Annotated in this window: 21 protein-coding genes and 1 tRNA gene; 12 read left to right on the top strand and 10 right to left on the bottom strand. The window is 62.7% G+C overall.

What is annotated here, in order from left to right:
* Positions 1-32: 32 nt before the first annotated feature.
* From mutT to SJY08_RS20950, 4 genes are all read right to left on the bottom strand, one after another.
* On the bottom strand, positions 33-446 hold the full coding sequence (gene mutT / locus SJY08_RS20965; RefSeq protein WP_377278048.1) for an 8-oxo-dGTP diphosphatase MutT: 414 nt from the start codon (positions 444-446) through the stop codon (positions 33-35).
* Positions 443-1,219, bottom strand: a complete 777-nt coding sequence (locus SJY08_RS20960) for a GNAT family N-acetyltransferase (RefSeq protein WP_377278046.1) — start codon at positions 1,217-1,219, stop codon at positions 443-445. Before SJY08_RS20960 ends, mutT begins: the two co-directional genes overlap by 4 nt.
* A gap of 7 nt (positions 1,220-1,226) precedes the next feature.
* Positions 1,227-2,468 carry a bifunctional glutamate N-acetyltransferase/amino-acid acetyltransferase ArgJ gene (argJ, locus tag SJY08_RS20955; RefSeq protein ID WP_377278044.1) on the bottom strand — a complete coding sequence of 414 codons (1,242 nt, stop codon included), beginning with the start codon at positions 2,466-2,468 and terminating at the stop codon, positions 1,227-1,229.
* A 66-nt stretch (positions 2,469-2,534) separates the two neighbouring features.
* Positions 2,535-3,386, bottom strand: coding sequence for a peptidylprolyl isomerase (locus tag SJY08_RS20950; RefSeq protein WP_069042942.1), 852 nt, complete (start codon positions 3,384-3,386; stop codon positions 2,535-2,537).
* A 245-nt stretch (positions 3,387-3,631) separates the two neighbouring features.
* Here SJY08_RS20950 and secA point away from each other — a divergent pair, with 245 nt between their 5' ends.
* The 4 genes from secA (at position 3,632) to SJY08_RS20930 (ending at position 10,358) form a co-directional block, all read left to right on the top strand.
* A complete protein-coding gene (secA, locus tag SJY08_RS20945; protein WP_377278042.1) occupies positions 3,632-6,328 on the top strand; it encodes a preprotein translocase subunit SecA in 2,697 nt (898 codons plus the stop codon).
* A gap of 100 nt (positions 6,329-6,428) precedes the next feature.
* The gene (locus tag SJY08_RS20940; protein WP_377278040.1) at positions 6,429-7,634 is read left to right on the top strand and encodes an acyltransferase family protein; all 1,206 of its coding nucleotides are present in this window, start codon (positions 6,429-6,431) and stop codon (positions 7,632-7,634) included.
* 61 nt (positions 7,635-7,695) lie between these two features.
* Positions 7,696-9,090 carry a lipopolysaccharide biosynthesis protein gene (locus SJY08_RS20935; protein ID WP_377278038.1) on the top strand — a complete coding sequence of 465 codons (1,395 nt, stop codon included), beginning with the start codon at positions 7,696-7,698 and terminating at the stop codon, positions 9,088-9,090.
* The gene (locus SJY08_RS20930) at positions 9,087-10,358 is read left to right on the top strand and encodes a GNAT family N-acetyltransferase (RefSeq protein WP_153763143.1); all 1,272 of its coding nucleotides are present in this window, start codon (positions 9,087-9,089) and stop codon (positions 10,356-10,358) included. Before SJY08_RS20935 ends, SJY08_RS20930 begins: the two co-directional genes overlap by 4 nt.
* A 33-nt stretch (positions 10,359-10,391) precedes the next feature.
* Here SJY08_RS20930 and SJY08_RS20925 read toward each other — a convergent pair whose 3' ends face one another.
* The 3 genes from SJY08_RS20925 to SJY08_RS20915 form a co-directional block, all read right to left on the bottom strand.
* The gene (locus tag SJY08_RS20925) at positions 10,392-12,026 is read right to left on the bottom strand and encodes an AMP-binding protein (RefSeq protein ID WP_377278036.1); all 1,635 of its coding nucleotides are present in this window, start codon (positions 12,024-12,026) and stop codon (positions 10,392-10,394) included.
* A gap of 205 nt (positions 12,027-12,231) precedes the next feature.
* Positions 12,232-12,723 carry a hypothetical protein gene (locus SJY08_RS20920; RefSeq protein WP_210166418.1) on the bottom strand — a complete coding sequence of 164 codons (492 nt, stop codon included), beginning with the start codon at positions 12,721-12,723 and terminating at the stop codon, positions 12,232-12,234.
* A 22-nt stretch (positions 12,724-12,745) separates the two neighbouring features.
* Positions 12,746-12,830 (bottom strand) — tRNA-Leu (locus tag SJY08_RS20915).
* 179 nt (positions 12,831-13,009) lie between these two features.
* On the opposite strand from SJY08_RS20915, the gene SJY08_RS20910 reads away from it, so the two are divergent.
* The gene (locus tag SJY08_RS20910) at positions 13,010-13,591 is read left to right on the top strand and encodes a YqaA family protein (protein ID WP_377278034.1); all 582 of its coding nucleotides are present in this window, start codon (positions 13,010-13,012) and stop codon (positions 13,589-13,591) included.
* Between the two features lie 11 nt (positions 13,592-13,602).
* Complete coding sequence (locus SJY08_RS20905) at positions 13,603-14,118, top strand: disulfide bond formation protein B (protein ID WP_054149930.1); 516 nt, start codon at positions 13,603-13,605, stop codon at positions 14,116-14,118.
* A gap of 55 nt (positions 14,119-14,173) precedes the next feature.
* Here the strand turns inward: SJY08_RS20905 and SJY08_RS20900 are convergent, their stop codons facing one another.
* Positions 14,174-14,731 carry an HNH endonuclease gene (locus tag SJY08_RS20900; protein ID WP_377278031.1) on the bottom strand — a complete coding sequence of 186 codons (558 nt, stop codon included), beginning with the start codon at positions 14,729-14,731 and terminating at the stop codon, positions 14,174-14,176.
* Between the two features lie 106 nt (positions 14,732-14,837).
* Positions 14,838-15,482, bottom strand: a complete 645-nt coding sequence (locus tag SJY08_RS20895) for a DNA-3-methyladenine glycosylase family protein (RefSeq protein ID WP_377278029.1) — start codon at positions 15,480-15,482, stop codon at positions 14,838-14,840.
* A 44-nt stretch (positions 15,483-15,526) separates the two neighbouring features.
* On the opposite strand from SJY08_RS20895, the gene gluQRS reads away from it, so the two are divergent.
* Positions 15,527-16,423, top strand: a complete 897-nt coding sequence (gene gluQRS / locus SJY08_RS20890) for a tRNA glutamyl-Q(34) synthetase GluQRS (protein WP_377278027.1) — start codon at positions 15,527-15,529, stop codon at positions 16,421-16,423.
* Here the strand turns inward: gluQRS and SJY08_RS20885 are convergent.
* Entirely contained in the window at positions 16,394-17,284 is an 891-nt protein-coding gene (locus SJY08_RS20885) for a YihY/virulence factor BrkB family protein (RefSeq protein ID WP_377278025.1), read from the bottom strand. The two genes, gluQRS and SJY08_RS20885, sit on opposite strands and share 30 nt — an antisense overlap.
* 93 nt (positions 17,285-17,377) lie before the next feature.
* Between SJY08_RS20885 and SJY08_RS20880 the strand changes: the two genes are divergently transcribed.
* The 5 genes from SJY08_RS20880 to SJY08_RS20860 all read left to right on the top strand — a co-directional run bounded on the left by SJY08_RS20880 (position 17,378) and on the right by SJY08_RS20860 (position 21,094).
* Complete coding sequence (locus SJY08_RS20880) at positions 17,378-18,202, top strand: SDR family oxidoreductase (protein ID WP_377278023.1); 825 nt, start codon at positions 17,378-17,380, stop codon at positions 18,200-18,202.
* 30 nt (positions 18,203-18,232) lie between these two features.
* Positions 18,233-18,430 (top strand): twin transmembrane helix small protein, encoded by a 198-nt coding sequence (locus SJY08_RS20875; RefSeq protein ID WP_006728764.1) that lies wholly within the window; start codon positions 18,233-18,235, stop codon positions 18,428-18,430.
* Positions 18,431-18,434: 4 nt separating this feature from the next.
* The gene (locus tag SJY08_RS20870) at positions 18,435-19,013 is read left to right on the top strand and encodes a cob(I)yrinic acid a,c-diamide adenosyltransferase (protein ID WP_153763149.1); all 579 of its coding nucleotides are present in this window, start codon (positions 18,435-18,437) and stop codon (positions 19,011-19,013) included.
* Between the two features lie 299 nt (positions 19,014-19,312).
* Positions 19,313-20,170 carry a rhomboid family intramembrane serine protease gene (locus SJY08_RS20865; protein WP_300888523.1) on the top strand — a complete coding sequence of 286 codons (858 nt, stop codon included), beginning with the start codon at positions 19,313-19,315 and terminating at the stop codon, positions 20,168-20,170.
* A gap of 174 nt (positions 20,171-20,344) precedes the next feature.
* Positions 20,345-21,094: an electron transfer flavoprotein subunit beta/FixA family protein gene (locus SJY08_RS20860; protein ID WP_054149923.1), complete on the top strand. Its 750-nt coding sequence runs from the start codon at positions 20,345-20,347 to the stop codon at positions 21,092-21,094.
* Positions 21,095-21,108: the final 14 nt, after the last annotated feature.

The following is a 21,108-nucleotide window of genomic DNA, read 5'->3' as shown; positions in this document are numbered from 1 at the left end:
TGATTAACGACGCGGCTTGAATCAGGCTTTTCTCAGAGAAGGTCCTGGAGAACCGGAATGAGCGGCTCGTCCGCCGGCGGCATCGGATACTCGCGAAGCGCCTTGGCCTTGACCCACTTGATTGCCTGCCCTTCCCGCCCCTGCGGAATGCCCTCGTAGCGACGGCAGATATAGAGCGGCATCAGCAGATGAAACGTCTCGTAGGTGTGGCTCGCAAAAGTCAGAGGCGCGAGGCAAGCTACCTTGGTCTTGATCCCGAGCTCCTCCTCGAGTTCGCGCACCAGGCTTTCCTCAGGCGTCTCGCCAGCCTCGACCTTGCCGCCGGGAAATTCCCAGAGACCGGCCAGCGACTTCCCCTCGGGGCGCTGTGCGAGCAGGATGCGGTTGTCGGTATCGACGAGTGCACAGGCCGCGACCAGCAGGATGGGCATCTTCACATCGCTCATGCAGACGCTTTCCGCCAATAGGCATAGCGATAGGCTTCCTCGAAGCCCATCTTCGTGTAGAGCGCCATCGCTTCCGTGTTGTCGGCAACCACCTGCAGCCAGGCGGTGCGCGCACCGCGCATGCGGGCCCAGCGCAGTGCAGAACTCAGGATCTCGATACCGAACCCCTGTCGACGGTGATCGGGACGGACAGCAAGCGACATGATGCCCGCGAGATCATTGTCCTGAACGCACAGAGCCGCCGCAAGCGGTCCCTTGACGGCATCCTCGATCACGAAAAGGCCCGACGACGGCTTGATGTTTCCAAGGATCTCAGCGAGCGCTGCCTTCAAACCCGGATCGCTGCCATGCACCGCGATATCGGCATCGACATAACGCCCGACATCCTGGGTCGGCAGATGGTCGAGAGTATCCGGGAAGGTCATGCGCCCGAGATCGCCGGTCATTGTCACGACCTCCTCGAAGCATTCCCAGCCATCGGACGCCAGAAAGTCGATCAGCGGCTTCGGCGAAAGCGGCGTCTGCCGCACCAGAAGCGGTCGCCCATGCGCCTCGAAACGCTTGCCGGCCTTTTCGATGCGCAGCGCGATATCGCGGCTATCCGAGGGATCGAGCGGCACGACACAATTCAACCGCTTGCCGGGATGTCCCCCAGTCAGGCGCACCTGCCAGCTTCCATCATAGACGACGCTGCTTGCCGGCCAGGCCCGAAAACCCACCGCTTCGAGGCGCCGGACGAGCGGCAGGTTGGGATCACTTACCATTGCATGCATTCAGACGTCAGCTCCGATAGTCGCCATTGATGGCGACATATTCCTTTGTCAAATCGCAGGTCCAGACCGTGGCCGTGCCGGAACCAAGACCGATATCGACGGTAACCGGAATGTCTTCCCGTTCCATGACGGCCGTGGTCGCCTCTTCCGAATAGGCCGGATCACGCTCGCCATTGACCGCTACGCGCACATCGCCAAACCAGATCGCCAGCCGATCACGATCGGCCATTTCACCGGACTTGCCGACCGCCATCACGATACGACCCCAATTGGCATCTTCACCGGCCACCGCCGTCTTGACCAGCGGCGAATTGGCGATCGACATCGCGATCTTCTTGGCCGCAAGATCGTTTTCGGCCCCCTTGACGGTGATCTCCACCATCTTGCGGGCACCTTCACCGTCACGCACAACCTGCAGCGCCAGATCCTTGAGGAGATCGTTCAGCGCCGCCCGGAAGTCGCCGAGACGGGCATCATCTGCCCCCTCGATCTTCGCCTGACCATCCGCCGATGCGGCACCGGTCGCAAACAGCATCAGCGTGTCCGAGGTCGATGTATCGCTGTCAACGGTGATGGAATTGAAGCTCGGCTCGACGCCTGCAGACAGGAGACCCTGAAGGGCCGCCGGCGCGATATCCGCATCCGTTACGACGAAGGAGAGCATCGTCGCCATGTCGGGCGCGATCATGCCGGCACCCTTGGCGATCCCGTTGATCGTAACAGTCACGCCATCGATCTGGGCGCTGCGCGTCGCGACCTTCGGATAGGTATCCGTGGTCATGATCGCCTTGGCCGCCTCGAACCAGAAATCACCGGTCGCATCTGTCGCCATCTGCTCGAGGACGCCGGAAAATTTGGTCGCATCCAGCGGTTCGCCGATGACACCCGTCGAGGCGAGATAGATCTCGTTCTCCCCGCAGCCCAATGCTGCCGCTGCCGACTTCGCCGTCAGCTCTGTCGCAGCCTTGCCCTTTACCCCGGTGAAGGCATTGGCATTGCCGGAATTGACGACGACGCCGCGCGCCACGCCATGCGAAAGGTTCTGCCGGCAGAAATCGACCGGAGCCGAAGGGCACTTGGATTTGGTAAAGACGCCCGCGACCGAGGCCGGTTCGTCAAAGGCCATCAACAGCACATCGGTGCGGTTCTTGTACTTGATGCCCGCAGCCGCGGTCGCCATCCGCACACCGCGGATCACAGGCATGTCGGCATAGGTTTTCGGAGCGAGAGGAGAAATGCTGGAAGACATGGCGCGGCCCGTAATGGAAGGCCCGCAAACTGCGGGCCTTGGAACAAACAACGATTAGGGAAGAGCTTACTGCTGCTCTGCCGTGTTGGCTTCTTCGTAGCCCTTGCGCAGGGCTTCGTCGACGATCTCGATCTTCTGCTCGGTCTTCGCCTTTTCGATCAGCTCGAGATACTTGTCGCGCATCACGAGCTGGCGAACCTGCTGCTCGACGGCTTCGAAGGCCGGCGGCGGAGCATCGCGCTTGTCTTCGAGAAGGATCACGTGGAAGCCGAACTGGGTCTGAACCGGGGTCTTCGTGTAAGTGCCCTTTTCGAGCGAGAACGCCACTTCTTCAAACTCGGGGACCATGCGGCCCTTGGAGAAGTAGCCGAGGTCGCCACCTTCCGTCTTGTTCGGGTCTGTCGACTTTTCCTTGGCGATTTCGATGAAGTCCTTGCCGGCATCGAGATCGGCAATGATCTGCTTGGCCTCTTCCTCGGTCTTCACCAGGATGTGGCGGGCGCGCACTTCTTCCTGCTTCGGAAGCGCTGCGATTTCCTTCTCGTAGCGCGCCTTCACTTCGTCTTCCGTGACAGCGTCGACAACATTCTTCTTGAAGAAGGCGTTATGCAGCTCGCGCTCGGCGATGAAGGCCATGCGGCGCTTGTATTCAGGATCGTCCTGCAGACCGGCGGCGGTCGCGTTTGCCGCAAGCAGCTTGACGTCGATTGCACCGGAAAGGGCAGCGACCTTCTTCTGCTCATCGGGAAGCTGTGCGAGCTGCGGATCGAGGTTGGCGATCGCCAGATCGAGTTCGGACTGGGTGATCTCGAGATCACCGACCTTTGCAACGACAGTGGCGTCCTGGGCGAAAGCCGCACCGGTGAGGGCCGAGAGGGAAACGCAGGCGGCAAGCACGATTTTGTTGAGGCGAAGCATGAAAGACCTTTCGGATGGTGAACCGTTTCAAGACCGTTCGAATTGGGCAAAAGATTGTCAGATGCCCGGCGACCGAGGGGATTTGGCACCAGCCTGCGCCGTTGACATCATTCGACCCCCCTCTTATCTGTCACGCAACCTCGCGTCCAGAGTAGTTTCAGGGCGCCTTGTGCCTATTCGTCCTCGCTAATGGTGGTTCGAAAGGTACGTCAACGATATGACGAAGGTCAGAAAGGACCATCGATATGGTCAGTCTTGGTGGACTTGCGCGCAAAATCTTCGGATCGTCGAACGACCGTCGCGTGAAATCCTATAACCCCCGCGTTGCTCAGATCGCAGCCCTCGAAGAGAAGGTGAAGGCGCTGACCGACGAACAGCTCGCCGCCAAGACGGCCGAGTTCCGGGCAGAGCTGGCCGCCGGCAAGACGCTGGACGATATCCTGGTACCCGCCTTCGCCGTCGCCCGTGAAGGTGCCCGTCGTGCGCTCGGCATGCGTCCCTTCGACGTTCAGCTGATCGGCGGCATGATCCTCAACGACAATTCGATTGCCGAAATGAAGACGGGCGAAGGCAAGACGCTGGTCGCGACACTTGCCGTCTACCTGAACGCCCTCGAGGGCAAGGGTGTCCACGTCGTCACCGTCAACGACTACCTCGCCCGCCGTGACGCCGCGACCATGGCGAAGATGTACGGCTTCCTCGGGCTGACCACTGGCGTCATCGTCCATGGTCTCTCCGACGATGAACGCCGCGCTGCCTATGCCTGCGACGTCACCTATGCGACCAACAACGAACTCGGCTTCGACTATCTGCGCGACAACATGAAGTACGAGCGCGGCCAGATGGTGCAGCGTGGCCACAACTTCGCGATCGTCGACGAAGTGGACTCGATCCTGGTCGACGAAGCCCGCACGCCGCTGATCATCTCCGGCCCACTCGACGACCGCTCGGATCTCTACAACACCATCGACGCTTTCATCCCGCTCCTGTCGGAAGAAGACTACGAGATCGACGAAAAGCAGCGCGCGGCCAACTTCTCGGAAGTCGGCACAGAGAAGCTCGAAAATCTGCTTCGCGAGGCAGGCCTCCTGAAGGGCGAGAGCCTCTACGACGTCGAAAACGTTGCGATCGTCCACCACATCAACAACGCGCTGAAGGCCCACAAGCTGTTCCAGCGCGACAAGGACTACATCGTCCGCAACGACGAGATCGTCATCATCGACGAATTCACCGGCCGCATGATGCCGGGCCGCCGCTATTCGGAAGGCCAGCACCAGGCGCTCGAAGCCAAGGAAAAGGTGCAGATCCAGCCCGAGAACCAGACGCTCGCCTCGATCACCTTCCAGAACTATTTCCGCATGTACAAGAAGCTCGCCGGCATGACCGGTACGGCAGCAACCGAAGCGGAAGAATTCGCCAACATCTACGGTCTCGATGTCCTGGAAGTTCCGACCAACCTGCCGATCAAGCGTATCGACGAGGATGACGAGGTCTACCGGACCGTCGAGGAAAAGTTCAAGGCGATCATCGAGGAGATCAAGGCCGCCAGCGAACGCAACCAGCCGGTTCTGGTCGGCACCACCTCGATCGAAAAGTCCGAACTGCTCGCCAACATGCTGAGCCAGTCGGGCTTCAAGGACTTCAAGGTCCTCAACGCCCGCTACCACGAGCAGGAAGCCTATATCGTCTCCCAGGCCGGCGTTCCCGGCGCCGTGACCATTGCCACCAACATGGCCGGCCGCGGCACCGACATCCAGCTCGGCGGCAACCTCGACATGCGCCTCGAACACGAACTGGCCGAGATCGAGCCGGGTCCGGAGCGCGATGCGAAGACAGAAGCCATAAAGGCTGAGATCGCGGCCCTCAAGCAGAAGGCGCTCGAAGCCGGCGGTCTCTATGTGATCGCCACCGAGCGTCACGAAAGCCGCCGCATCGACAACCAGCTGCGCGGACGTTCCGGCCGTCAGGGTGACCCGGGCCGGTCGAAGTTCTACCTGTCGCTCCAGGACGACCTCATGCGCATCTTCGGCTCTGACCGTATGGACAGCATGCTGCAGAAGCTCGGTCTGAAGGATGGCGAAGCGATCGTCCACCCCTGGATCAACAAGGCGCTGGAACGCGCCCAGAAGAAGGTCGAAGCCCGCAACTTCGACATCCGCAAGAACCTTCTGAAGTATGACGACGTCATCAACGACCAGCGCAAGGTGATCTTCGAGCAGCGCATCGAGCTGATGGACGCGACCGATGTCTCGGCGACCGTCACCGACATGCGCCACGAAGTCATCGAGACCATGGTCGGCATCCATGTGCCCCCGAACGCCTATGCCGAGCAGTGGGATGTCGCCGGCCTCAAGCAGAAGGTCGCGACCACCCTCAATCTCGACCTGCCGATCGATGCCTGGGCCGCCGAGGAAGGCATCGCCGAGGACGACATCTACAACCGCATCATGGAAGCTGCCGACAAGGCCTATGCCGACAAGGCCGAGCGCTTCGGTGCCGAATTGATGACCTATGTCGAGCGCTCCGTCGTGCTGCAGACCATCGACAACCTATGGCGCGAACACATCGTCAACCTCGACCACCTGCGCTCGGTCGTCGGCTTCCGCGGCTACGCCCAGCGCGACCCGCTGCAGGAATACAAGGCCGAAGCCTTCGAGCTCTTCCAGGCCCTGCTCGCCAACCTGCGCGATGCCGTGACCATGCAGATGTCACGCGTCGAACTGGTCCGTGATCCGCCCCAGGCCCCGACCCCGCCGCCGATGCAGGCCCACCACATCGACGCCACCACCGGCGAGGACGATGTCGGCGAAGGCTCTGCCGTTCCCGCCGGCGACCGCGACCCCCAGGATCCGAAGAGCTGGGGCACCGTCGGTCGTAACGAGCCCTGCCCCTGCGGCTCCGGCAAGAAGTTCAAGCACTGCCACGGCGCGCTCGAAGCGTGACCGCGAGGGCTTGAGGCTTTCTCAACCTTTCGCTTTTAGCCTCTGACAAAAGGGGAACCGCGCCAAACGGCCCGGTTCCCCTTTTCCTTTGGAGGGCTTGATGTCGGCTATGACAGCGCGGGAGCACCAGTGGGATTGGCTGCGCGCCTTCCTGATGCTTCTCGGCATCCCCTACCACGCCGCCATGGCCTACAATGCCCGCGTCCTCTGGGACATACAGTCCCCCGAAAAGAGCGAGATCCTGACCTTCCTGAGCGGCGTGCTCGTGACCTTCCGCATGCCCGCCTTTTTCATGGTCGCAGGCTACTTCGCGGCGATGATGCTGGAGAGGCGCCAGCCCGCAGCCTGGCTCCGCGGTCGGCTCATTCGCCTCGGCATCCCCTTCCTCACCGGGCTGGTGCTGCTCGCGCCGATCCAGATTGCCGTGATCGACCTCGAAAGCGCCCTTCTCGGCGCAAGCTCGATGTCGACGGCGCTCGATCAGGTCGGCCGGGATCTCGTCCATCCCGGTGCCAACTGGATCATGCATCTCTGGTTCCTGCCAGCGCTCCTCGCCTACAGCGGGATATTGGTGCTTCTCACGGCCGGACGGCGGTTCGCACGACTTGATCGTGTCATCAAGCAGACCGAAGTGCACTGGTGGACGCGCCCAAGGCTGGCGCTCGTATTCCTGATCATCGCGACGGCAGCATGGGAGGTGATGATCCACCTCTCGCATCAGGACATGCTGACGCGCCAGGGTGCCCTTCCCTATCTGCTCGCCCATGGCATCGATCCCTATCTCCGCTACCTGCCATTCTTCCTGATCGGCGCCGTCCTGCGAGCCTCGCCGGAGATCCGCCAGGCACTCGTCTGGACGAAGGGGGCTGGCCTTCCGGCATTCGGCGTGGTCGCCGCGATCCTTGCTGCAGCGCTGCGCGGGGCGGAAGCCGGCGATGGGGGCATCGCCTACAACGCGCTCGACGGCGCGGCCGCGATCCTCCTGAGCCTCTTTCTCATCGGCATCGCCGAACGCTTCTGGAACCGCCCGGAACCGCGCATCGACCGCATCGTCGACGCCTCCTTCAGCATCTATCTGCTGCACCACCCGATCATCTACGCGCTTGCGGCGCTCTTCATCCTGGCGGAATGGCCGCCGGTCGTGGAGTTCCTCCTGATCTGCCTCACGACCTTCTTCCTCTCCTTTGGTCTCCACCGGCTGATCCGGCGCTCGCCCCTGGCACTTTTCCTCTTCAACGGCGTACCGATGTCCGGCGAGACCCGGGACGACGGGCGGCCGCAAGGCAGCATCACCACACTTCGTTAACCCTGATCTGTCATCACTGGAGGCCATACCCGACCCAGCGAGAAGTATTGCGTCCGTACCGATGACTGTTCTGGAAACAGCGGAAAAATGGTTGCCCGCGGGCCCGCGTCTGGTGCGCGCGCTCCGCGCTGAAGACGAGACGGCCCGCGCCCAGCGCATGGCCGCGATCGCCTTTGCCATCCGCGTCGTCAGCGCCGCCATCGCCTTCATTTCGCAGATCATCCAGGCCCGCCTGATGGGCGAATTCGAATACGGCATTTTCGTCTTCGTCTGGGTTCTGGTCGTTCTCGCCGGCAATTTCTCCTGCCTCGGCTTCCACACCGCCGTCATCCGCTTCCTGCCGCAATACGACCAGGACAAGGCCGATGCCAAGATCCGCGGCTTGACCTCCACCGCACGCCTCTTTGCCATGACGAGCGCCAGTATCCTGGCACTTGCCGGCATCACGGCCCTGCATTTCTTCGGCAGCGGCATCGAGCACTATTACCTCGTGCCGCTCTTCCTTGCCGTCTTCGCCCTGCCGATGATCGCCCTCGGCGATGTGCTCGACGGCACCGCCCGGGCCAATCGCTGGGCCGTGCTCGGCTTGAGCCCCACCTATATCGTCCGCCCCGCCCTGATCCTCGCCTTCATGCTTCTTGCCGTCAGCGGGGGCGCGCCCGCAACCGCGGTCACCGCCATGCAGGCAGCACTTGCCGCAACCTATCTCACGACCCTCGGCCAGTTCCTGCTCGTAGATCGACGCCTTTTGAACCGCTACGACCGTGGCGATCGCAAGATCGATTTCGCCGGCTGGTTCAAGGTAGCCCTGCCGATCTTCTTCATCGAGGGGTTCGGCTTTCTCCTCACCAATTCCGATGTCATCGTCGTCGGCCTATACCTGCCGCCGGACCAGGTCGCCGTCTATTTCGCTGCAGCAAAGACCATGGCACTCATGCAATTCGTCTTCTTCGCCGTGAAAGCCGGAGCCACACCACGTTTCTCGACCCTGATGGCCGAGGGAAACAGCCAGGGCCTCGCCGGTTTTGCGGGAACGGCCGCGCGCTGGAGCTTCTGGCCCTCGCTGGCCGTCGGCGTCGTCGTCCTGATGCTCGGCGACATGCTGCTCGGTCTCTTCGGCTCAGCCTTTACCGCCGGATACCTGTTGATGGTGATCCTCTTTGCCGGCAATATGGCGAAGGCCTTGGTCGGCCCGGCCGAAATGCTCCTGACCATGGCCGGGCGCCAGCAGCTCTGCGTCGCCGTCTATGCGGTGGCTCTTGCCTGCAATATCGGCCTCAATATCACGCTGATCCCCGCCTGGGGTCTGGCCGGCGCTGCCACAGCGACCGCCACGGCCATGGTCGTGGAAGCCATGCTGCTACATATCGCGGTCCGCCGCGCACTCGGGATCGTCGTCTTCGCCTTTGCCGATCCGCATGCCCTGACGCCCCCCACGGAGGCCGTCCGCCCATGACCGACAGCATCTACGACGAGAGCATGAACAGCGGCGCCAACCGCCTGGTCGGCAGCCTTGCCGGTGCCCGCGTAAAGCCCGCGGCGGAGACGGAGGTCGCGACCGGCCGCCCCGGCCGTCGTCTGAGCGTCTATCCGAGCCAGATGGGCTACGAGCTTCAGGACGAACTCGACTACCTGACCTATCGGGTGATGGAAGCAAATGTCTTCTTCGCCCCGCGCTTCCTCGCCCCGGCCATGCCGCGGCTGGAGGAGCGCCAGGTGCGTTTCGCCGTCATTCGCGACGAGGACGAGCGCCGTTCGCGCCTGCGCCTTCTCTTTCCCTTCTCGATCGAAAAGCCAGGCTTCTCCGTCGGTCCCTCGATCATTCGAGTCTGGGCCAATCCCTTCGGACCGCTTGGCACGCCGCTGGTCGATGCCGAAGGGGCGGCGGAAACCATCGACAACATGTTCGATGCCCTTGTGGCGCCGGAGATGCGCCTTCCCAACGTGCTCGTCATTCCGGATCTGCGCCTCGAAGGACGCTTCACCCAGCTCGCCCGTGCCGTGGCGCTCGCCCGCGACCTGCCTCTGACCGTCACCAACGAATATCAACGGCCCATGCTGCAGAGCTATGTGGATGGCCCCGCCTATCTGCAATCGACGCTCAGCAAGAGCCACCTGCGCGAGATGCGGCGTCAGGCGAAGCTGCTCTCCGCGCAGGGCACGTTGAGCTACAATGTCGCGCGCCAGCCGGAAGAGATCCGTCTGCGGATGGAGGAATTTCTGGCGCTGGAAGCGAGCGGCTGGAAGGGGCGCAAGCGCTCCGCCATGGTCAACGACCGCTTGCGGGCGGCCTTTGCCCGCGAGGCCATCACCAATCTTGCCGAGGCCGATGCCGTGCGTATCCACACGCTCGACCTCGACGGTCAGGCGATCGCCTCCATGGTCGTCTTCATCATGGCCGGCGAGGCCTATACCTGGAAGACCGCCTATGACGAGCGCTACGCCCGCTTCTCGCCTGGCAAGCTCTTGATGGCGGATCTCACCGAATGGCATCTCGACGATGCCAACATCGAGCGCACCGACAGCTGTGCGGCCCCCGATCATCCGATCATGAGCCGCTTCTGGCAGGAGCGCGAAGCCATGGGCACCCTGGTGATCGGCCTGAAAACCAATGTCGATCGTGACGTCCGCCAGGTCGGTGCACAGCTGCATATGTACCGCAACACGCGCAACATCGCCCGTATCCTGCGTGACAAGGTGCTGAACCGCCGTTTCGGCGGCTGATCACCGCGACCGCAGTGAGCGATCCTTGCCCCGTCAGCTGGCTTTGGCGATCTCCTGATCCCGCAACAGCCGACGGATCACCTTGCCGCTGGTCGTCAGCGGAAGCTCGGTGACGAATTCCACCTCGCGCGGATATTCGTGCATCGACAATCGGTTCTTCACCCAGTCGCGGATCTCCGCCGACAAGGCCGCCTGCGCCGTGTATCCGTCCTGCAGCACGACGAAGGCCTTGACGATCTCGGTCCTCAGAGGATCCGGTTTGCCGATGACGGCTGCGAGCCGGACGGCCGGGTGCCCGATCAGGCAGTCCTCGATCTCCGCCGGTCCGATTCGATAGCCGGACGACGTGATCACATCATCGTCGCGGCCGAAAAACTGCACATAGCCGTCTTCGTCCTGCCGTCCGAGATCGCCCGTCTTCATCCAGTCGCCGACGAATTTCTCCTCCGTCGCCTTGGGATTGTTCCAATAGCCGAGGAACATCACCGGATCCGGTCGCTTGATCGCCACCTGCCCGGTTTCGCCGGCCGGCAATTCCCGACCCTCGGCATCGATGATCGCCACCTCATGCCCCGGCACCGCCTTGCCGATGAAGCCGCCCTTGGAAACACCGAGATGCGCCGCCGAGGACAGCACGAAATTGCACTCCGTCTGGCCGTAAAACTCGTTGGGCACGATGCCGAGCGCCATCTTCACCCATTCATAGGTTTCACGCCCCAGCGATTCGCCCGCTGACCCGATGCTGCGCAGTACGAGATCATGGGCCTCGCGGGGCTTGTCGACCGCCTTCAGGAGCCGGAGCGCCGTCGGCGGGATAAAGGCATTGCGCACCTTCATCTCGGCCATGATCCGGAAGGCGATATGCGGATCGAATTTCTGCGCCGGCGAGGAAACGACCGGCACACCAAGCATCAGCGCCGGCAAAAGCGCGTTGAGCAGCCCGCCCGCCCAGGCCCAGTCGGAGGGTGTCCAGACCTTGTCGTCCGGTTGTGGCAGATAGTCATGCGCCAGCTGGAAACCGGGGATGTGACCGGCCAGAACGCGATGTCCGTGCAGCGCTCCCTTGGGCGGCCCCGTCGTGCCCGAGGTGTAGATCATCAGCGCCGGCGTGTCGGGTCCTGTGTCGACAATGTCGAACAGGCCGGACCGGCCCTCGATCATCGAACGGAAACCGATGACATCGGGCCCGGGCCCATCGACCGAGATCACCGTCTGCAGCGCCGGCAGACGCGCCTTGATGGCCTTCAGCCGCTGCAGGCCGAAACTGTTGGTGACGATCACGCGCGCCCCCGCATCCCGCAACCGGTATTCCAGCGCCTCTTCGCCGAAGAGCAGTGCAAGTGGCAGGGCAATCGCGCCCATCTTGTAGATCGCGACATGCGCAATCACCGTTTCAAAGCATTGCGGCATGAGAAGCGCCACACGGTCACCCCTGATGACGCCGATTTCCGTCAAGGCCTCGGCCAGCGCCGAGGATTGCGCCGAAAGCTCGCCATAGGTCATCGAAAGATGCCGGCCATCGGGTGAAAAGTGCTGCAGGCAAACTTGCTCGGGAAACTTCGCCGCCCAATCGTCGGCGACCGCCCGGCCGATGTTGAAATCGGCGGGAATGGTCCAGCGGAAGTCGCGGCGCAGGGCCTCGAAGGTCTCGCGCGGCTCAAGCAGCATGGCTGAGTGTCCGGATCGTCATGCTGTCAGTGCTAACACTCATCTCGCAAGCGCACAATAAGCCGCTCATCTCAGCGTAAACGACCGGCAAACGGGAGAAGGATCGACGTTGGAATGGCCGGGAAACCGGTTGCCAGGCGAGGACATAGGCTGACCCGAAAACGGAAACGTCTGCACATCGAAGCGCACGGGCCGGCCGCAAAGGTCAGCCCTTGGCTTGGGCGCCCTCTGCGCGCATCAAGGCAACCAGTGCCTTCAACTCACCGGCACGCACCATCTGCGCCGGCGTCCGTCCGGCGAAGGGTTCGAGCTTCTGGCTGCGATACCACTTCTCCGCCGCCTCCTTCGCGCCGAGCCGCTTCATCGCAAGCGTCAGAACCAGTGCCTTGGCATCGGCGGACGAAACCGTACCGGCCTCGATCGCCGCATCGATACGCGCGACCTGCGACTGGACGGACTGCTGCCGAAGCTTCTGGCGCATGGCCGCAACCTGCGGCGCAACGGGTGCCACGATGTTGATCTTTTGCTTGCCCTCGACAGGGGCGACAGGCGACGCGGCCAGAGATGCAGCCGTCTGCGGCTTGCCTTTGCCCTTGGCGGCAACGGGCTGAGCCGGCACCTTCGGCAACAGGCCTGCATCCACCACCACCTGCTGCACAGGCTGCGCCATACGGATCTTCTTGCCGGTATTGCTCATGCCTTCTGCCTTTTTGAGATTGTGGTGCCCCATGCCGGAATCGAACCAGCACTCCTTTCGGAACTCGATTTTGAGTCGAGCGCGTCTACCAGTTCCGCCAATGGGGCACATGAGCGTCGGATGGACAGCGCCGGACTATACGAGCCGGGGTGCAGCGGTCAACGCCTTTTTCGAGCATCCCTTCACGCAAACGTTCAACGCTCGCGTCCGACGCGGCGCCAGCACCATTTACAGGCAGCCATGCGCCCCCTAGAACGCCGTGAACCATCTACCCACGGAAGCCTCAATGCTGCGTCGTATGTATGATTGGACGATGTCGCTTGCCGGCACTCGCCACGCCGATCGGGCCCTTGCTGGCGTCTCGTTCATCGAAAGCTTCTTCTTTCCGATCCCGCCGGATGTCCTGCTCATCCCTATGGTCATCAAGCGCCGGCACAACTGGTTCAGGCTGGCCCTCCTCTGCACGCTCGCATCCGTCCTCGGTGCATTTCTCGGTTATGCCATCGGCATGTTCCTGTTCGAGGCAATTGGACGCCCTATCCTCGCCTTCTACGGCAAGGAGGATGCCTTCGAACAGGTGGCGGGCTGGTACAACACCTGGGGTGGCTGGGGGGTGCTCTTTGCTGCGATCACACCTTTCCCCTACAAGGTCCTGACCATCTTCTCCGGCGCCACGGGGCTGAATTTCCTGGTCTTCACCATTGTCAGCATCATTGGCCGCGCGTTCCGTTTCTTCCTCGTAGCCTTCCTGCTGAAGCTCTATGGCGAATCCATTCGCCTCTTCATCGAGAAATATCTCGGTCTTCTTTTTACCCTTTTTATGCTGCTGCTGGTCGGCGGCTTCTACCTCGTGAAATTCGCCCTGTGAGAGTGTTGCAGATGAACTCGATCCTAATACCCCTGAAGTCCGATGGCGCGCTTGCCGCCTTGCTTACCTTCGGCATGGCGCTCGTTGTGGGCTCCGCGCTCGGCTTCGAGCATATCGGCGGCTATATCCCCTGTGCGCTCTGCCTGATGCAGCGTAATCCCTACTATATCGGCATTGGAATCGGCGTCCTGGCCGTCCTTTCAACCGTCTTCCGCCTGCCGCCAGTCGTCACGAAGCTCCTGCTGATCGCCATTGCCATCACCATGCTGATCAGCGTCGGCATGGGCATCTACCATTCTGGCGTCGAGTGGAAGTTCTGGGAAGGCCCGTCAACCTGCGCGATCGGCGCAACCGGTGGCGACACGCCCGTCAACGTGCTGGAAGCCTTGAACGCCACCAAGGCGCCCTCCTGCACCGAAGCGACGCTTCGCGTGCTCGGCCTGTCCTTCGCCGGCTGGAATGTGCTGACGAGTGCCGCCCTCGCCGCGCTTGCGCTCTGGGGCGTCTTCCGCAAGCCCGCTGTCTGAAGCGGATCCGAGGCGGCGCAATCCGTGCCGCCTTCAGCCGCGCTGCCGCCTGACCTCAAGGCTGCAGTTCGGTATCCCAGTAGAGATAGTCCATCCAGCTTTCGTGCAGGTAGTTCGGCGGAAAGAGCCGGCCGTTGTTGTGCAGGTCCTGCACCGTCGGCCGGTAGGGCGCCTGATGCGGATGCATGCCGGCCTGCCTGGGGAGCTTCGATCCCTTGCGCAGATTGCACGGCGAGCAGGCGGCCACGACATTCTCCCAGGTCGTCTCGCCGCCATGGGCGCGCGGGATGACATGGTCGAAGGTCAGATCCTCGGGCGAACCGCAATACTGGCATTCGAACTTGTCGCGCAGGAAGACATTGAAGCGGGTGAAGGCCGGATTCCGGGTCGGTTGAACATAGGTCTTGAGGCTGACCACGCTCGGCAGTCGCATCGAGAAACTCGGCGAGCAGACGGAGTGATCATACTCGGCGATTATGTTCACACGGTCGAGGAAGACCGCCTTGATCGCGTCCTGCCAGGACCAGAGCGACAAGGGATAATAACTCAGTGGCCGGTAGTCGGCATTCAGGACGAGCGCCGGCAGGGCCTGGGGAGAAACTGCAATCGTCAAGGGGTACTCCTGATCAATTCGGCATCTGCCCTTCTATATTAGGTCCGTTGTTACAGCATTGTGAAGCCTGAATCTTTGAGCCGCCTTGCGACCTCTCGGCGCGCCCTCAGCGGGGCAAGGCAGTACGGCCTGTGATGCGGGCATAATGCGCCCAGAACAGCCTTGCGGCGACCGATCGGGCGGGCGCCCAGGCTTCAGCCAGCTCCGCCACAAGTTCCGGCGCGGGCCGTTCTCCGGCGAAGAAAACATCGCCCACCGAGATCCTGAGCGCCACGTCGCCGACCGGGAAGATGTCCGGATGGCCGCCGCAGAACATCAGGTAAACCTCGGCCGTCCAGGGACCGATGCCCTTGAGCCCCGTCAGCGCCGCGATCGCGGTCTCCGCCGGCATTTCTGCCAGCTCGTCGAGCCGGAAGGGTCCGCCGAGATCGGCCTTGGCGGCCTCTTCCAGCGCCTGCGCCTTGCCGCGCGACAGGCCGAATGTGCCGATCAGCTCGGGCCCGAGCGCCAGATAATCTTCCGCCAGCGGCCGGTTCCCCAGGACCGCCGTCATCCGCCGCCAGATCGCGTCGGCGCTGACCCGCGACACCATCTGCGAGACGATGATCGAGGCGAGCCCCGCAAATCCCGGCGGCGACAGGCGAAGCGGCAGCGGACCGCAAGCGTCTGCGATCGGACAGAGCCGGGGATCGCGTGTCAGCAAAAGGGAAAGCCCCGCAGCGAGATCGGCCTCGCATCGGATCGTCGTCAAATCCGTCCCCTTTTCCTCATTCCACTCTCATGCGAAGGAAAAGCATGACCGAACGCGATCGTCAAACCACCGGACAGGATGCCCCCGTCTTTCGTTTCGCGCCGAGCCCCAATGGCCGGCTGCATCTCGGCCATGCGCTCTGTGCTTTTCTGAACGCCGATATGGCCGGAAAAACGGGCGGGCGCCTTCTGCTGCGCATCGAGGATATCGACCTGACGCGCTGCACGCCGGACTTCGAACAGGCGGTCATCGACGATCTCACCTGGCTCGGCATCCCCTTCGAACGGCCCGTCCGCCGCCAGTCGGAACACTTTCCCCTCTATCGCGAAGCTCTCGATAGGCTGCAAGCAATGGGGCTGGTCTATCCCGCATTTCTCACCCGCGGCGAGGTGAAGGCCCGTGTCTCAGCCTTCGAGCGCGAGGGTGGCCCCTGGCCACGCGACCCGGACGGCGCACCGCTCTATCCGACAGAGGAGCGCATGCTGTCCGAGGCCGAGCGGGGCGACAAACTGGCAACGGTCGAACGTTATGCCTGGCGGCTCGACATCGACAAGGCGCAGCGTCTCATCGAAAAACCTCTCACCTGGCAGGAAACCGGCGATGGGCCGACAGGCGAGATTGAGGCGGATCCGGCCGCCTGGGGCGATGTCGTGCTCTGGCGCTCCGACGCGCCTTCGAGTTACCATCTGGCCGTCACGTTCGATGATGCAGCCCAAGGCGTGACCAACGTCGTGCGCGGTCTCGACCTCTTCCATGCGACCTCGATCCATCGACTGCTGCAGACCCTGCTCGGCCTGCCCGTACCCGTCTACCACCATCACCGGCTGATCCTGGGGCCCGATGGCCGCAAGCTGTCGAAAAGCCTCGGCGACACGGCCTTGTCGGCGCTCAGGGCAGAGGGCAAGACGCCGTCAGATATTCGCGCCATGGTCGGGATTTGAGATCCCTGCGGGTGTCCCCTTCACCGGCACCACCCGGAACTTCATCAGCGCCGCATTGAACTCCGCGCCGATGATGAAGATCGCGCCGACCATGTAGAGAAAGACCAGCACGATCATGATCGAGGCAAGACCGGCATAGGTCGCCGCATAATCGGCGAAGGACGCGAGGTAATAGGCGAAGAGAAGCGCGCCGACCAGCCAGAGCGCCAGCGTCAGGAGCACGCCGGGCAGAACGTCGAACAGTCGCCGCCGGCCGGCCGGCAGGCCGAGATGGAAGACCACGAGCGCCAGGACGAGGAAGAGAACGGTTCCGTAAACCCGCCAGTTGGCGACGGTCGCGAGAAAATCCTTGAGGAAGGGAAAGAGCTTTTCCGCATAAGCCAGCGCCACGGGCACGGCGACGAGGAGCGCGCTGATCGCCGCCAGCACGACGACGGCGGCCAGCACGAAACCGAGGCTGACGAGCCGCGTCACATACCAGGGCCGCGTCTCCGCCACGCGGTAAGCGCGGTTAAGCGAGACGCGCAGCGCCTCCACCCCGTTCGAGGCGAAATAGGCGGCTGCCAGCACCGAGATAGTCAGAAGCCCACCGCGCGGAATGGTCAACACCTGCACCACCTGGTCGGACAGCGGCTTGGCGATGGTCTCCGGCCAGGTGTCGAAAATCAGATGCACCGCCGTCTCGGCGAACTGGTCGGCGCCGAGGAAACTCGCAAGCGCCGTGCCGAAGATCAGGAATGGAAAAAGCGCAAGAATAGCCGACAGCGCGACATGGCTCGCCATCGCCCAGCCGTCGTCCTCGGTGAAATGCCAGAACGCGTCAAAGCCGACCTTGTAGAGCATACGCAGGAAAGTCGGCATCCAGTCTCCTCAAGAACGCGGGGCACGATTGCAGGCTGGGGCCGAATATGGGAAACCCATCGCCGTTTGCAAAGCAATAACGAGGTTTTCCCCGTGAAGAGCATCATCGTCACCGGTTGTTCCTCCGGCATCGGCGCCTACTGTGCCGAGGCCCTCAAGCGCGACGGCTGGCGGGTCTTTGCGACGGTGCGCAAGCCGGAAGACCTGGGCGCGCTCGAGGCGAAGGGTATTGAGGCCCTCGTCATGGATTACACCGACACAGCCAGCATCGAAACCCTTGTCGCGACCGTGTTCGAGCGCACCGGCGGCCGGCTCGACGCGCTGTTCAACAATGGCGCCTATGGCCAGCCGGGCGCCGTGGAGGATCTGCCGACGGACGCGCTTCGCATCCAGTTCGAGACCAATCTCTTCGGCTGGCACGATCTCACCCGCCGGGTGATCCCGGCGATGCGAGCGCAAGGATCAGGCCGCATCGTGCAATGCTCCTCGATCCTCGGCATCATCCCCTATCGCTGGCGCGGCGCCTATACGGCCTCGAAGTTTGCGCTCGAGGGCCTCTCGCTCACGCTTCGCATGGAACTTGAGGGCTCCGGCGTGCAGGTGAGCCTGATCGAGCCCGGCCCGATCGAAAGCCGCTTCACCGCCAATGCGCTCCACCACATCCGCCGCGTGATCGACCTCGAAAACTCGGTTCATGCCGAGGACTACCGCCGGCAACTGGCGCGACTCGATGGCACAGGCCCCGTCAACCGCCACAAACTCGGGCCAGAGGCCGTCTACAAAGTCCTCACCCACGCCTTGACCGCCCGGCGTGCCCGCCCACATTATCTCGTGACCAAGCCGGCCAAGCAGGGGGCCCTGATCAAGCGCTGGCTGCCGGCCGACCTCTTCTATCGACTGATGCGCTCGCTGGACTGACCGGCGACGAACAAAGGCTCATCCCACGTTATGTCCACATTCACCTATGTCCTCGCCATCATCGTCATGGGGCTTGTCGCCCTCGTCCTCTTGCGAGGCCTCTTCAACATGCTGAAGGGCGGCGACGGCAACACCTCGAACAAGCTGATGCAGGCCCGTATCGTGCTGCAGGCGATCGCGATCGCGCTGATCATGCTCACACTCTGGCTGACGGGCGGGGGACGCTGAAACCATGGTCAAGCTCAACAAGATCTACACCCGCACCGGCGATGACGGCACCACGGCACTGGTGACCGGCCCGCGCCGCCTGAAGCACGACCTGCGCGTCGACGCCTATGGCACGATCGACGAGACGAATTCAGCGATCGGCATCGCCCGGCTCCACACGGGAGAGATGCCGGAACTGGACGCCATGCTGATGCGCATCCAGAACGACCTCTTCGACCTCGGCGCGGATCTCGCAGCACCCGAAACCGGTGAGGTGCTCTCCTACGAGCCGCTCCGCGTCATCGAGGCCCAGGTCGACCGGATCGAAAAGGAAATCGACCAGCTGAACGCCGATCTCGATCCGCTCAAGTCCTTCATCCTGCCGGGCGGCACGCCCGCTGCAGCCTATCTGCACCTCGCGCGCACCACCTCGCGCCGCGCCGAGCGCATCATGGTCGAACTCTCCCGCTTCGACGGCGAGGAAGTGGGCGAGCCGGCGCTGAAATATGTGAACCGGCTGTCGGATTTTCTGTTTGTCGCGGCACGTCATGCGAATGATGGCGGCAGGGCGGATATTCTCTGGGTGCCGGGGAAGAACCGGTAGGCGACGACATATCTCCCCCCTTGCGGGGGAGAAAGCGAAATCGGGGAATTGGCCCGATCAGGGGCAAACCTCAGATTTCGCAAGAGGGGGCCTGCTGAGGTTTCTGCCCGCGCAACTTTGCCCCTCTCTTGGAAAATCTGAAGTTTAGGCGGCTTGCGCGGACCTCAAGCCTTCGATTTTCCGTCCTCCCCCCGCTAAGGGGGAGGCAGGAACTGCCTGTGTGGTACGCCCCCCTGTCCCCGCATCCCAACCTGCGCTAGCATCCGCCCAACAAACTCCGGCGAACCCGACGAGGCGCGATGTTCATTCCCCTGCACGACCGAAACGCGCTGAAGCACATCCGCAAGCAGTATGTGACCTTGGGGCTGATTCTCGCCAATGTCGTGACCCATGCGCTGGCGACACTGGCACCGGAGGCGCTCTACGAGATCGGGGTTTATGGCATGGGCTTCATACCGGCCGTCGCCTTCGATATTGCCGAACTCGATCCGCGGCTGGTGCTGGTGCCGGAGGGGGCGACCTATGTCACCTATTCCTTCCTGCATGGCAGCTGGCTTCATCTGGGCTCCAACATGCTCTTCCTCTGGGTCTTCGGCGACAATGTCGAGGATGCGATGGGGCACTTCAAGTTCCTGTTCTTCTACCTTGCCTGCGCGGCCGCCGGCGCGCTCGTGCATGGGCTGGTTATGCCGGCGAGCGAAGCGCCGCTGATCGGGGCGTCGGGCGCGGTATCGGGCGTGGTTGCGGCCTATCTGATGCTGCACCCAAAGGTGCGCGTCTGGGTGCTGGTCTTCATGCGCTTTCCGCTGCCGCTCCCGGCCTTCATCCCGCTTCTCTTCTGGGTCGGCCAGCAATTCGTGATGCTGGTGATCGACGGTGACAGCAATGTCTCCTGGGGCGCGCATGTCGGCGGCATCATCGCCGGTGCGATCCTGGTGCTCTTTTTGCGACGTCCGGGTGTGCCGCTCTTCGATCGGGCGATCGTGACACCCAAGGCTGTCGAACACGCCGCGCCCACCGTGGATGTCGCGACAGTCGGCCCCTGGGGTCAAAGACCGGCCGGCGACCCGAGAGCCCGGGACAGGGACGAGGCCGCAAACGGCGCAAAAACCACGGCATCGCAACCGGTTCGCAAGGTCACCCACTGGGGACGATGACAAGAGGTCGCGGTGGCGAAGTATTGACGTGAACGTCAACGTAAATTATTGCTGTCCGTCAAACGGCATCGATCGTTGTGTTTGGGAAAAAAATGCGTATCGATGTCGCCAATCGACAAACGGCGGAGCGCATCAGCGCGCATTTTCCGGCAGAAGATTTGAAGAGAGGAACCCATGAAGATACTCGTCCCAGTCAAGCGGGTTGTGGATTACAACGTCAAGATCCGCGTCAAGCCAGATGGTTCCGGCGTCGAGCTCGCCAACGTCAAGATGTCCATGAATCCCTTCGACGAGATCTCCGTCGAGGAGGCGCTGCGGCTGAAGGAAGCCGGCAAGGCCGAAGAAGTGGTGATCGTGTCGATTGGCCCGGCCAAGGCCGAGGAAACCATCCGCACCGCACTCGCCATGGGCGCTGACCGCGGCATCCTGATCGAGACAGACGAAGCCGTCGAGCCGCTCGCCGTCGCCAAGCTCCTGAAGGGCGTGGTCGAGGCTGAGGCTCCGGGCCTCGTCATCGTCGGCAAGCAGGCGATCGACGACGATTCGAACCAGACCGGCCAGATGCTGGCGGCTCTCCTCGGCTGGGGCCAGGCGACGTTTGCCTCCAAGCTCGAGCTTGGCGCTGACAAGGCGACCGTCACCCGCGAAGTCGACGGCGGTCTGCAGACCATCGACGTGAAGCTCCCGGCGATCGTCACCACCGACCTGCGTTTGAACGAGCCGCGCTACGCCTCGCTGCCCAATATCATGAAGGCCAAGAAGAAGCCGCTCGACAAGAAGGCCCCGGCCGACTTCGGCGTCGACGTCGCACCGCGCCTCAAGGTTCTGAAGACCGAGGAGCCGGGTGGCCGCAAGGCGGGCATCAAGGTGAAGTCGGTGGCAGAGCTTGTCGACAAGCTCAAGAACGAAGCCGGCGTATTGTAAGCGGAACGGACAGG

This window comes from Rhizobium sp. R86522, from assembly GCF_042466255.1.
Taxonomy (GTDB): domain Bacteria; phylum Pseudomonadota; class Alphaproteobacteria; order Rhizobiales; family Rhizobiaceae; genus Allorhizobium.
Note: the sequence above shows the minus strand (reverse complement) of the source record. Positions and strands in the feature narration are given on the sequence as shown.